Below are 11686 nucleotides of genomic sequence, written 5' to 3' on the forward strand. Positions count from 1 at the left end.
AGATCGCAGCCTGCGGCAGCTCCTACAGGGGATCGCATGCACCATAAAAACAATAAAAATGCTGATTCAGAGGCTGACTGTCATGGCCGTACCTGCCACCGCGCTATCCCACGACGCCATCATCCAGGACTCCTGGTCCCGTTGCCGTGCGTTCGGCCTCAGTCACCAGAGCACGCCGGCATTCGACCAATTGCCGGCCCAGGGCATCGCGCAACTGCTGGAGAGCCAGCACTCACTGGTGCAAACCACCCATCAGGAAGTGCTGCCCTACTACGAGAACATCCTGAGCAATTCCAATTGCCTGATCATGCTCGCCGACCATCAGGGCCAGGTGCTGACGTCCTGGGGCACCCAGCGCTTTATCGAACCGAAACTGGCCCGGGGCTTCAGCGCCGGCGCCAGCTGGATGGAGCGCTGCACCGGCACCAACGCCATCGGTACCGCCCTGGCCTGCGAACAAGCGGTGCACATCGAACATGACGAACATTTCCTCAAGGCCAACCGCTTCATGACCGGTTCCGCCGCGCCGATTTTCGATGCCGAGCGCAAGGTGATCGCGGTGCTGGACGTTTCCAGCGACAGCTACCTGCCGCCCTCCCACACCCTGGGCATGGTCAAGATGATGAGCCAGACCGTGGAAAACCGGCTGATCCTCAACCTGTTCCATGGCCAGCATTTCCAGCTGACGTTCAACACCGGGCTGAACAACCTCGACAGCCAATGGGCGGGCTTGCTGATATTCGATGAGACCGGACAGGTGCTGTCGGCCAACCGCCGGGCCGACAATCTGCTGGGCATCAGCCTGTCGCGGGTCAGTGTCGAAAGCCTGTTCAAGGTCTCGCTGCTGGAATTGCTGAACCAGCCCGACGGCCTGCCCTTCGCCCTGCAAACCTCGGGGCGCAACCGCTTCCAGTGCCTGTTGAAGCGGCCGAAACAGGCATCGATTCAACCCCGAGTATTCGCGGAGCCGGTTGTAGCCGCACCCGCTTCCATCAGCCTCAACACCCTGCATTTCGGCGACAGTCGCGTGGAAAAAGCCGTGCGTCAGGCCGAGCGCTTGCTGGAAAAAGACATTCCCTTGCTGATCCACGGTGAAACCGGGGTCGGCAAGGAAGTGTTCGTCAAAGCCCTGCATCAGGCCAGCTCGCGCAGCAAACAAGCGTTCATTGCCGTCAACTGTGCAGCGATTCCCGCCGAACTGGTGGAGTCCGAGTTGTTCGGTTATGAGAAAGGCGCATTCACCGGCGCCAACCAGAAAGGCAGCATCGGGCTGATTCGAAAGGCTGACAAAGGCACGCTGTTCCTTGATGAAATCGGTGACATGCCACTGCCAACGCAAGCGCGCCTGTTGCGGGTGTTGCAGGAGCGTTGCGTGCAGCCGGTGGGCAGCAGCGAGTTGTTCCCTGTGGACTTGCGCATCATTTCCGCGACCAATCGCTCGTTGCGCGAACAGGTACAACTGGGGCGGTTTCGTGAAGACCTGTATTACCGCATCGGTGGCCTGACCCTGGAACTGCCACCATTAAGAGAACGCAGCGACAAAGAAGCGCTTTTTAAACGCCTGTGGGAACAGCATCGCGAACCCAGCCAATGGGCTGGACTGAGCCGCGAGGTATTGGAGTTGTTCGACCGCCACCCGTGGCCGGGGAACTTGCGCCAGGTCAGCAGCGTGATGCAGGTGGCGCTGGCGATGGCCGAGGAACAGCCGATAAGGCCGGAGCATTTGCCGGATGATTTTTTTGTCGATCTGGAGATGGAGCCGGTCGATACGCCGGAACCGTTGGCCGTGGATCTGAATGATGCCGAGGATTTGAATCGGCAGTTGCAGGCGGCGGGGGGGAATATTTCGTATCTGGCTCGACGGTTGGGGGTTAGTCGCAATACCCTTTACAAGCGGTTGCGCCAGTTGGAAGGTTGAAAGCGAAGATCAAAAGATCGCAGCTTTCGGCAGCTCCTACATTGGTACGATGCACTCCCTGTAGGAGCTGCCGAAGGCTGCGATCTCTTGACTTTAAAAAAACAAAAACCCGCACAAGACGGGTTTTGTTTTACAGCGGATCAAGCAATCAGTCAGCCAGACGCCAGGTCGTGCCGCCCTTGCCGTCTTCCAGCACCACGCCCATGGCGGTGAGCTGGTCGCGGATGCGGTCGGATTCGGCCCAGTCTTTACCGGCACGTGCCGCCAGGCGCGCAGCAATCAGCGCCTCGACTTCGGCTGCATCCACGCGCCCTTCGGCACCGGCCTGCAGGAAGTCATCGGCTTCCAGCTGCAACACACCCAGCACACTGGCCAGTTCTTTCAAACGGGCTGCCAGACCGGCCGCTGCGTTGAGATCGCTCTCACGCAGGCGGTTGATCTCGCGGACCATCTCGAACAGCACCGCACAGGCTTCCGGCGTGCCGAAGTCGTCGTTCATCACCTGGGTGAAGCGCTCGACGAACGCTTCGCCGCCAGCCGGTGCCACGCTCGGCAGGCCCTTCAACGCATGGTAGAAACGCTCCAGGGCGCCCTTGGCGTCCTTGAGGTTGTCTTCCGAATAGTTGATCGCGCTGCGGTAGTGGCTCGACACCAGCAGGTAACGCACGACTTCCGGGTGGTACTTGTCGAGCACGTCGCGAATGGTGAAGAAGTTGTTCAAGGACTTGGACATCTTCTCGCCATTGATGCGAATCATGCCGCAATGCATCCACGCGTTGGCGTAGGTCTTGCCGGTGGCCGCTTCGCTCTGGGCGATTTCGTTTTCGTGGTGCGGGAACTCAAGGTCGCTGCCGCCGCCATGAATGTCGAAAGTCTCGCCCAGGCAGCAGGTGGACATCACCGAGCACTCGATGTGCCAGCCCGGACGACCGGCGCCCCATGGCGATTCCCAGCTCGGCTCGCCCGGCTTGGTGGCTTTCCACAGCACGAAGTCCAGCGGGTCCTGCTTGGACTCGTCGACTTCGATCCGTGCGCCAATGCGCAAGTCTTCGATCTTCTTGCGCGACAGCTTGCCGTAACCCATGAACTTGGCGACGCGGTAGTACACGTCGCCATTGCCCGGGGCGTAGGCATAACCCTTGTCGATCAGGGTCTGGATCATGCTCAGCATGCCCGGAATGTGATCCGTGGCACGTGGTTCCATGTCCGGCTTGAGGATGTTGAGGCGCGCCTCGTCCTCATGCATCGCGGTGATCATGCGTTCGGTCAGCGCGTCGAACGGCTCGCCGTTCTCCTTCGCACGATTGATGATCTTGTCTTCAATGTCGGTGATGTTGCGCACATAAGTCAGGTTGTAACCGCTGAACCGCAACCAGCGGGTCACCAGGTCGAACGCGACCATGCTGCGGCCATGACCAATGTGGCAGTAGTCGTACACGGTCATGCCGCACACGTACATGCGCACATTGTTGCCATCGAGCGGCTTGAAGACTTCTTTGCTCTTGGTGAGCGTGTTGTAGATCGTTAGCACGTTAGTTCCTTGACGCTAAATCACTGGCCCCACGAATCACGCAGGGTCACGGTACGGTTGAATACCGGCTGACCTGGTTTCGAGTCCTTCAAATCAGCAACGAAGTAACCTTCGCGCTCGAACTGGAAACGGTCTTCCGGCTGTGCATTGCCCAACGAGGGTTCAGCACGACAACCGGTGAGTACCTGCAGCGAATCAGGGTTGATGTTGTCCAGGAAACTGGCGCTGTCTTCGGCCTTCTCTGGGTTGGCCGAACGGAACAGACGATCGTACAGACGCACTTCGCACTCGACGCTGGCCGCGGCCGGTACCCAGTGAACCACGCCTTTGACCTTGCGACCTTCCGGGTTCTTGCCCAGGGTGTCCGGATCGTACGAGCAGCGTAGTTCGACGATGTTGCCATCGGCGCCCTTGATCGCTTCGTCGGCACGGATCACGTAGCTGCCGCGCAGGCGCACTTCACCGGCCGGTTCCAGGCGCTTGTAGCCCTTCGGCGGCTCTTCCATGAAGTCTTCACGGTCGATGTAGATTTCGCGAGCGAACGGCAGGACGCGCACGCCCATGTCTTCTTTCGGGTGGCACGGCAGTTCGAGGTTCTCGACCTGGCCTTCCGGGTAGTTGGTGATCACGACTTTCAACGGTCGCAGCACGCACATGGCGCGCGGGGCGCTGTGGTCGAGGTCGTCACGGATGCTGAATTCGAGCATGCCGAAGTCCACCACGCCGTCGGAACGGTTGGTGCCGATCATTTCGCAGAAGTTGCGGATCGATTTCGGCGTGTAGCCACGGCGGCGGAAACCCGACAGCGTGGACATGCGCGGGTCGTCCCAACCGTTGACGTGCTTTTCATCGACCAACTGCTTGAGCTTGCGCTTGCTGGTGATGGTGTAGTTCAGGTTCAGGCGGCTGAACTCGTACTGGCGCGGGTTGGCCGGCACCGGCAGATGCTCGAGGAACCACTCGTACAGCGGACGGTGGCTTTCGAACTCCAGGGTGCAGATCGAGTGAGTGATGCCTTCGATGGCGTCCGACTGACCGTGGGTGAAGTCGTAGTTCGGGTAGATGCACCACTTGTCACCGGTCTGGTGGTGGTGCGCGTGACGGATGCGATACATGATCGGGTCACGCAGGTTCATGTTCGGCGAGGCCATGTCGATCTTGGCCCGCAGCACCCGCGCACCGTCCTTGAACTCGCCGGCTTTCATGCGGGCGAACAGGTCCAGGTTCTCTTCGACGCTGCGCTCGCGGAACGGGCTGTTCTTGCCCGGCTCGGTCAGGCTGCCACGGTATTCCTTGGCTTGTTCCGGGGTCAGGTCGTCGACGTAGGCATTGCCGGATTTGATCAGCTCCACCGCCCAGTCATGCAACTGGTCGAAATACTGCGAGGCGTAGCGCACTTCGCCGGACCATTCGAAGCCCAGCCATTTGACGTCGCTTTCGATCGCGTCGATGTATTCCTGGTCTTCCTTGGCCGGGTTGGTGTCGTCGAAACGCAGGTGCGTGACGCCGCCGAACTCCTGGGCCAGGCCGAAGTTCACGCAGATCGACTTGGCGTGGCCGATGTGCAGGTAGCCGTTGGGTTCAGGCGGGAAACGGGTGACGATCTGCGTGTGCTTGCCCGAGTCCAGGTCTGCCTGGATGATCGGCCGCAGGAAGTTGACCGGCACGGCAGGGCCGGTCTTGGCATTCGAGGTAGGGTCGACAGTGGGCTTGCTCATAGGATCCTTGAACGTACAAGTGCGTGGCCGTAATGAAGGCCGGACAAAACAAAGCCGCTATCATAGCCGATGCCGTCAAGTACCTGACAGAGCGCACTCTGTAAACCGTCGCATTTAATAGGCCGTAAATGAAAAAACAGCCTCGAAATTCGCGCCTGTCACGCTAAACTGCGCACCTTGGCCGAGACAGGCTGAACCGGTTGCGGGATGGACCTCCCAAAACCACGAATTCATAAAGTATGCTTCTCCTTAAAAGAGTGCTGATCATGACCCAAGTCAAACTGACTACCAACCACGGCGACATCGTCCTCGAACTGAACGCCGAGAAGGCCCCGATCACCGTGGCCAACTTCGTCGAGTACGTTAAAGCCGGTCACTACGAAAACACCGTTTTCCACCGAGTCATCGGTAACTTCATGATCCAGGGCGGCGGTTTCGAGCCAGGCATGAAAGAAAAGAAAGACAAGCGCCCAAGCATCCAGAACGAAGCTGACAACGGTCTTTCCAACGACAAGTACACCGTCGCCATGGCCCGCACCATGGAGCCGCATTCGGCTTCCGCACAGTTCTTCATCAACGTGGCCGACAACAGCTTCCTGAACCACAGCGGCAAGAACGTTCAGGGCTGGGGCTACGCGGTATTCGGTAAAGTGACCGCAGGCACCGACGTTGTCGACAAGATCAAAGGCGTGGCCACCACTTCCAAGTCCGGCCACCAGGACGTACCAGCAGACGACGTGATCATCGAGAAAGCCGAGATCATTGAGTGATATTGCTGATTTCAGATTTACATCTGGAAGAGGAGCGCCCGGACATTACCCGGGCGTTTCTGGATTTGCTCGCCGGACGCGCCCGCTCGGCGAGTGCGTTGTACATTCTGGGCGACTTCTTCGAGGTGTGGATTGGCGACGACGCCATGACACCCTTCCAGCGCTCCATCTGCCAGGCCCTGCGCGAGTTAAGCGACAGCGGCACGGCCATTTTCCTGATGCACGGCAATCGCGACTTCATGCTCGGCAAGGCCTTCTGCAAAGCAGCCGGCTGCACCTTGCTGAAAGATCCGAGTGTCGTGCAGTTCAACGGCGAGCCGGTGCTGCTGATGCACGGCGACAGCCTCTGCACCCGCGACGAAGCCTATATGAAGCTGCGTCGCTACCTGCGCAACCCGATTACCCTGTTCATCCTGCGGCATCTGCCGCTGCGCACCCGGCACAAGCTGGCGCGCAAGCTGCGCAGTGAAAGCCGCGCGCAAACGCGGATGAAGGCCAACGACATTGTCGATGTCACGCCCGAAGAGATTCCGCGGATCATGCAGGAATACGGCGTGAAGACCTTGATCCACGGGCACACCCACCGTCCCGCGATTCACAAGTTGCAGCTTGGCGAGCAAGCGGCCAGGCGCATTGTGCTGGGGGATTGGGATCGTCAAGGGTGGGCGTTGCAGGTGGATGAGCAAGGGTTTGCGCTGGCGCCCTTTGATTTCGCAGCGCCTTAAAGATCAAAAGATCGCAGCCTTCGGCAGCTCCTACAGAGTGTACACATGCCTCTGTAGGAGCTGCCGAAGGCTGCGATCTTGGCTAGTCAGTGCCCTGCCGAAGCAGGCCCCGCCTTGGCAGTAAACGGCGGCTTGGCTAGCCACACAATCAGTATCAAACCCATGAACATCCAGCCCAACAGGGTGAAGTAGTCCACCGTGGACATGATGTACGCCTGACTGATCACAGTCTGCTCCAGCTGCGTGTAGGCCTTGGCCCCTGCCCCGCCCAGGTTGGTCAATGCTTCGCGAGTCGCCGGATCGAACGGGGTGATGCTTTCGGTCAGGTAGGCGTGATGCTGGTCAGCCCGTCGAATCCAGATCCAGGTCGTCAGCGACGCCGCAAAACTGCCGCCCAAGGTGCGCAAAAACGTCGCCAGGCCGGAGCCGTCGGCAATCTGGCTCGGCGGCAGGTCCGACAGCAGGATGGTCAGCGTCGGCATGAAGAACAGCGCCACGCCGATCCCCATGAACAGCTGCACCATGGCGATGTGCTGGAAGTCCACCTCATTGGTGAAGCCTGCTCGCATGAAACAGCTCAGGCCGATGGCCAGGAACGCCCCGCCCGCCAGCAGGCGCATGTCGAATTTCGGTGCGTATTTGCCGACAAACGGCGCCAGCAGCACCGGCAGGATCCCCAGCGGCGCCACCGCAAAACCGGCCCAGGTTGCGGTGTAGCCCAGCCGCGTTTGCAGCCACTGCGGCAGAATCAGGTTGATCCCGAAAAACCCGGCATAGCCCAGGATCAGTACGATGGTGCCGTAGCGGAAATTGCGATGGGCGAACAGGCGCAGGTTGACCACCGGATGTTCGTCGGTCATTTCCCAGATCACGAAAAACGCCAGGGCCACCACCGAAATCACCGAGCCGATCACGATGAAGCTGGATTCGAACCAATCGGCATCGTTGCCCTTGTCGAGCACGATCTGCAGCGCCCCGACGCCAATGATCAGTGCGATCAGACCGACGTAATCCATCGGCTGGCGGCTGGTGACCACCGGGCGCTTTTTCATCTGCTGGGTCACTACCCATGCCGCGAACAGGCCGATCGGCACGTTGATGAAGAAAATCCATGGCCAGCTGTAGCTGTCGGTGATCCAGCCGCCGAGGATCGGCCCGGCAATCGGCGCGACCACCGTGACCATCGCCAGCAGCGCCAGCGCCAGCCCCCGTTTCGCCGGGGGGTAAACCGCAATCAGCAGGGTCTGGGTCATCGGGTACAGCGGCCCGGCCACTACCCCTTGCAGTACCCGGAAGCCCACCAGTTCCGGCATCGAGGTGGAAATCCCGCACAGGAACGAAGCCAGCACGAACAGCAGTGTCGCCCAGACAAACAGCTTCACCTCGCCGAAACGCCGACTGAGCCAACCGGTCAGCGGCAAGGCGATGGCGTTGCTCACGGCGAACGAGGTGATGACCCAGGTGCCCTGCTCCGAGCTCACGCCCAGGTTGCCGGAAATCGTCGGTAGCGCCACGTTGGCAATGGTGGTGTCGAGCACTTGCATGAAGGTCGCCAGCGACAGGCCGATGGTGCTGAGCAACAGGCTGGGCGGTGTGAAAGACGCGTTATTGCTCATCGCGAATCCTTTGGAGCTGATCTGGCGCTGCGCCTGTTACAGACGCAGCTAACCCTATGGGAGCGGGCTTGCCCGCGAAGAGGTCGGCACACTCGACATGGATGTCGCCTGACGCTCCGCCTTCGCGAGCAAGCCCGCTCCCACAGGGTCGATGTAATGGCATATCAGCGTTGCGCGGTCTTGCTGACCGCTGCGCTGTTGTCGTGGATCAGCTGGGTGATCATCGCATCGGCCTCGGCCAACTGACGGTCGTAGACATTGGTGCTGAACGAAGCCTTTTGCGGCGGCTGTTGCGCCAGCACTGGCCCGCTCTGGTCGTGCAGGTCCACATCGACCATGGTCGACAGACCGACCCGCAACGGGTGTTTGGCCAGCTCCTCAGCGTTGACGTGGACCCGCACCGGCACGCGCTGCACGATCTTGATCCAGTTGCCGGTGGCGTTCTGCGCCGGCAGCAGGGCAAAGGCGCTGCCGGTCCCGGCGCCGAGGCTGTCGATGGTGCCGCTGTATTTCACGCTGCTGCCGTACAGGTCAGTCTCGATCTCCACTGGCTGGCCGATGCGCATGTCGCGCAGCTGGGTTTCCTTGAAGTTGGCGTCGATCCACAGCTGGTCCAGCGGAATCACCGCCATCAGCGCGGTACCCGGTTGTACACGCTGACCAAGCTGTACAGAACGCTTGGCCACGTAACCGGTGACCGGCGCAATCAGGACGCTGCGCGAGTTGTTCAGATAGGCCTGACGCAGTTGCGCGGCGGCGGCCATCACGTCCGGGTGCGATGAAACCACGGTGTCATCGACCAGCGCACTGGTGGTCTTGAGCTTCTGTTCGGCATTGGCCAGGGCGTTTTTCGCCGAGGTCAGGTCATCGCGGGCGTGGGACAGCTCTTCCTGGGAAATTGCCCCGCCGGCGGCGAGATTCTTGCGCCGGCTGAAGTTGTCCTGGGCCTTTTGCACTTCGGCTTTCTGGGCGTTGACCTGGGCTTTCATGCCATCCACATCACTGTACAAGCCACGCACCTGGCGCACGGTACGCGCCAGGTTGGCCTGGGCATTTTGCAGACCGATTTCGGCGTCGTTCGGGTCGAAGTTCACCAGCACCTGGCCTTCATGGACCAGATCGCCGTCATCGGCGCCGATGCTGACCACGGTGCCAGTGACCAGCGGGGTGATTTCCACCACGTTGCCGTTCACATAGGCGTCGTCGGTGCTTTCGCTCCAGCGCCCGTAGAACTCGTGGTAGGCCCAGACGCCCGCGCCACCGAGCACGACGGCGGCGGCCAGGACCAGCAGCATGAACTTGCGCTTTCCCGAATTGGGGTTGCCCTGGGTGTTTTCAGGAGGTTGGGTCGTATCGGCAGTGGCCATGACAAGTACCTTGAATTAGTGGGTCAACGTGGCTGGCGTGGCGCTGGCCGAGGCGATGGCCTCAGGCTGGAAACCGCCACCCAGCGCCTGCATCAGTTGGATCGACAGGTCAATCTGCTCGGCATTCAGGTTGGCCAGCTGGCGCTGGGCCTGGAGCAATTGCTGCTCGATGCTGAGCACGTCCAGGTAGTTGCCGATGCCGGAACCGTAACGCAGGACCACGGTGTTGTAGGAATCCTGGGCGATGTCGGTGGCGTGCCGCTGGGCAGCGATCTGCCGGCCGATATCACGCAACTGGTTGATGCTGTCACTGACATCCCCCAGCGCCTTGACCAGGCTTTTGTTGTACTGCGCCACGGCGAGGTCGTAATCGGCGTCGCGCGAATCGAGGTCGGCACGCAGACGGCCACCGTCGAAGATCGGCACCGAGATCGTCGGTGCAATGTTGAAGAAACGACTGGCCGAACCAAACATCGCATCGCCCAGCAAGGATTCGGCACCGGCAGCGGCGCTGAGGTTCAGGTTGGGATAGAACCGGGTCTTGCCGGCGTCGATGCTTTTGCTCGCCGCTTCGACGCGCCAGCGCGCGGCCACCAGGTCCGGGCGGCGCCCGAGCAACTCGGCCGGCAGCACCGAAGGTAGCGCTACCGCACCCGGCTGAAGAATGTTCGGGCGGGCAATTTCATTGCCGCGGTCCGGGCCTTTGCCGAGCAGAACGGCCAGGGCGATTTTCGCGCTGTTCAAGCGTTTTTCGGCGTCGATCAGGTTGGCCTGGGAAGTGGCTTCCAGGCTTTCGGTCTGCTGGAACTGGTACTGGCTGTCGATCCCGGCAGTCAGGCGTCGCTGGCTCAGGTCGAGCATTTGCCGGGTGCGCTTGAGGTCTTCGCTGGACAGGTCATAGACGATGTGTGCCTGGCCAAGATCGCTATAGGCCCGGGCGACATCGGCGGCCAGGGTCAGTTGCGCAGCCTGCTGGTCGACTTCGGCGGCGCGGGCCTGGCCGAGGGCCGCTTCCCAGGCATCGCGCTGACCGCCCCACAGGTCGAAGTTGTAGTTGAAGCTGGTGCTGATGTTGCGCACGGTGGCGTACGCGTCACCCTGCCCGAGCGGATCCTGGTCCCGGGCCAGGCGTGAGCGACTGACACCGGCGCTGGCATCCAGGGTCGGCATCCGCTCGGCGTCGGCGGCGGAAGCGGCAGCGCTGGCCTGATGGGCACGGGCGTCGGCGATCTGCATGTCCGGGCTGTCGCGCAAGGCCTCGCGGATCAGGCCGTCGAGTTGCGGGTCGCCGAGGCTTTTCCACCAGTCGCTTTTCGGCCAGGCCGCGGGTGACAACGTCACACTGCTGAGGGATTGCCCGGCCTTGAGGGTCTTCGCGTCAAGGCTGACACCTTCGGTTTTCAGGCCGCTGTAACTGGCGCAACCGGCGACGCTCATGGCCAACAGCACCAGGCTCAGGCCGGTACGCAAGGGGTTACTGCTCATTTGTCACCTACCCGCAGCAGGGTGATCGCGTCACCGGCTGCCACCAGAATTTTCTTCAGGATCAGCTCCAGGGTTTTCAGTTCGTCCGGAGTGATGGCGCCGGCCAGTTCATTCATGGCTTCGGCGCCGATGTTCGGCAGGCGGTCGGCCAGCTTCTGCCCTTCTTCGGTCAGTACCAACTGCACTTGACGGCGATCCGCCTCGGAGCGTTGCCGGGCAAGGAAACCTTTCTGTTCCAGACGATCGAGCATGCGCGTCATCGAGCCGCTGTCCAGGGACAGGTGACGGCACAACTCGCCCGGCGAATCGACGCCGAACTGGGCGATGATGATCAACACTTTGAACTGCGCGGCGGTGATGCCGTGGGGTTCCATGTGGGTGTCGATGATCCGGTCCTTGAGCAGCGCGGCGCGTCCGAGCAACAAACCGAGATGGCAATTCTGGAAATCGTCTGGAGAGAAATGTTTCATCTGACCACCAATTAGCTGCCTAGGCAGTGAATGTATGTCGAGATATTACTGCCTAAGCAGCGAATGTCAACGCAATAGTTAGGAAG

9 protein-coding genes are annotated in these 11686 nt (G+C 60.9%); 3 read left to right on the forward strand and 6 right to left on the reverse strand.

Annotated features, from left to right (window positions below; genetic code table 11):
• The first annotated feature begins 82 nt into the window (after positions 1 to 82).
• Positions 83 to 1918, forward strand: coding sequence for a sigma-54-dependent Fis family transcriptional regulator (locus ACM6IT_RS28035; RefSeq protein WP_414919118.1), 1836 nt, complete (start codon positions 83 to 85; stop codon positions 1916 to 1918).
• 148 nt (positions 1919 to 2066) lie between these two features.
• Here ACM6IT_RS28035 and cysS read toward each other — a convergent pair whose 3' ends face one another.
• Together cysS and ACM6IT_RS28045 are read right to left on the reverse strand one after the other, a co-directional pair.
• Positions 2067 to 3449, reverse strand: coding sequence for a cysteine--tRNA ligase (gene cysS / locus ACM6IT_RS28040; RefSeq protein ID WP_223542119.1), 1383 nt, complete (start codon positions 3447 to 3449; stop codon positions 2067 to 2069).
• A 20-nt stretch (positions 3450 to 3469) separates the two neighbouring features.
• A complete protein-coding gene (locus ACM6IT_RS28045) occupies positions 3470 to 5167 on the reverse strand; it encodes a glutamine--tRNA ligase/YqeY domain fusion protein (RefSeq protein WP_414919119.1) in 1698 nt (565 codons plus the stop codon).
• 266 nt (positions 5168 to 5433) lie between these two features.
• On the opposite strand from ACM6IT_RS28045, the gene ACM6IT_RS28050 reads away from it, so the two are divergent.
• Together ACM6IT_RS28050 and lpxH are read left to right on the forward strand one after the other, a co-directional pair.
• Positions 5434 to 5937: a peptidylprolyl isomerase gene (locus ACM6IT_RS28050; RefSeq protein WP_034146890.1), complete on the forward strand. Its 504-nt coding sequence runs from the start codon at positions 5434 to 5436 to the stop codon at positions 5935 to 5937.
• A complete protein-coding gene (gene lpxH / locus ACM6IT_RS28055; protein WP_056724094.1) occupies positions 5934 to 6662 on the forward strand; it encodes a UDP-2,3-diacylglucosamine diphosphatase in 729 nt (242 codons plus the stop codon). The genes ACM6IT_RS28050 and lpxH overlap by 4 nt, the downstream gene beginning before the upstream one ends.
• Positions 6663 to 6748: 86 nt before the next feature.
• Here lpxH and ACM6IT_RS28060 read toward each other — a convergent pair whose 3' ends face one another.
• The 4 genes from ACM6IT_RS28060 to ACM6IT_RS28075 all read right to left on the reverse strand — a co-directional run bounded on the left by ACM6IT_RS28060 (position 6749) and on the right by ACM6IT_RS28075 (position 11600).
• Positions 6749 to 8278: a DHA2 family efflux MFS transporter permease subunit gene (locus ACM6IT_RS28060; protein WP_414919120.1), complete on the reverse strand. Its 1530-nt coding sequence runs from the start codon at positions 8276 to 8278 to the stop codon at positions 6749 to 6751.
• Positions 8279 to 8442: 164 nt separating this feature from the next.
• Complete coding sequence (locus ACM6IT_RS28065; RefSeq protein WP_223542117.1) at positions 8443 to 9645, reverse strand: efflux RND transporter periplasmic adaptor subunit; 1203 nt, start codon at positions 9643 to 9645, stop codon at positions 8443 to 8445.
• A 15-nt stretch (positions 9646 to 9660) separates the two neighbouring features.
• Positions 9661 to 11130, reverse strand: coding sequence for an efflux transporter outer membrane subunit (locus tag ACM6IT_RS28070; RefSeq protein WP_414919121.1), 1470 nt, complete (start codon positions 11128 to 11130; stop codon positions 9661 to 9663).
• Positions 11127 to 11600: a MarR family winged helix-turn-helix transcriptional regulator gene (locus tag ACM6IT_RS28075; protein WP_223542115.1), complete on the reverse strand. Its 474-nt coding sequence runs from the start codon at positions 11598 to 11600 to the stop codon at positions 11127 to 11129. Before ACM6IT_RS28075 ends, ACM6IT_RS28070 begins: the two co-directional genes overlap by 4 nt.
• Positions 11601 to 11686: the final 86 nt, after the last annotated feature.

The sequence above is a fragment of the Pseudomonas sp. IT-P4 genome (assembly GCF_949767755.1).
In the GTDB taxonomy this organism is placed as follows: Bacteria; Pseudomonadota; Gammaproteobacteria; order Pseudomonadales; family Pseudomonadaceae; genus Aquipseudomonas; species Aquipseudomonas monachiensis.

Coding starts and splice junctions, on each gene's coding strand:
- ACM6IT_RS28035 (WP_414919118.1), top strand. CDS start 83: ATGGCCGTACCTGCCACCGCGCTATCCCACGACGCCATCATCCAGGAC.
- ACM6IT_RS28045 (WP_414919119.1), bottom strand. CDS start 5,167: ATGAGCAAGCCCACTGTCGACCCTACCTCGAATGCCAAGACCGGCCCT.
- ACM6IT_RS28050 (WP_034146890.1), top strand. CDS start 5,434: ATGACCCAAGTCAAACTGACTACCAACCACGGCGACATCGTCCTCGAA.
- ACM6IT_RS28060 (WP_414919120.1), bottom strand. CDS start 8,278: ATGAGCAATAACGCGTCTTTCACACCGCCCAGCCTGTTGCTCAGCACC.
- ACM6IT_RS28065 (WP_223542117.1), bottom strand. CDS start 9,645: ATGGCCACTGCCGATACGACCCAACCTCCTGAAAACACCCAGGGCAAC.
- ACM6IT_RS28070 (WP_414919121.1), bottom strand. CDS start 11,130: ATGAGCAGTAACCCCTTGCGTACCGGCCTGAGCCTGGTGCTGTTGGCC.
- ACM6IT_RS28075 (WP_223542115.1), bottom strand. CDS start 11,600: ATGAAACATTTCTCTCCAGACGATTTCCAGAATTGCCATCTCGGTTTG.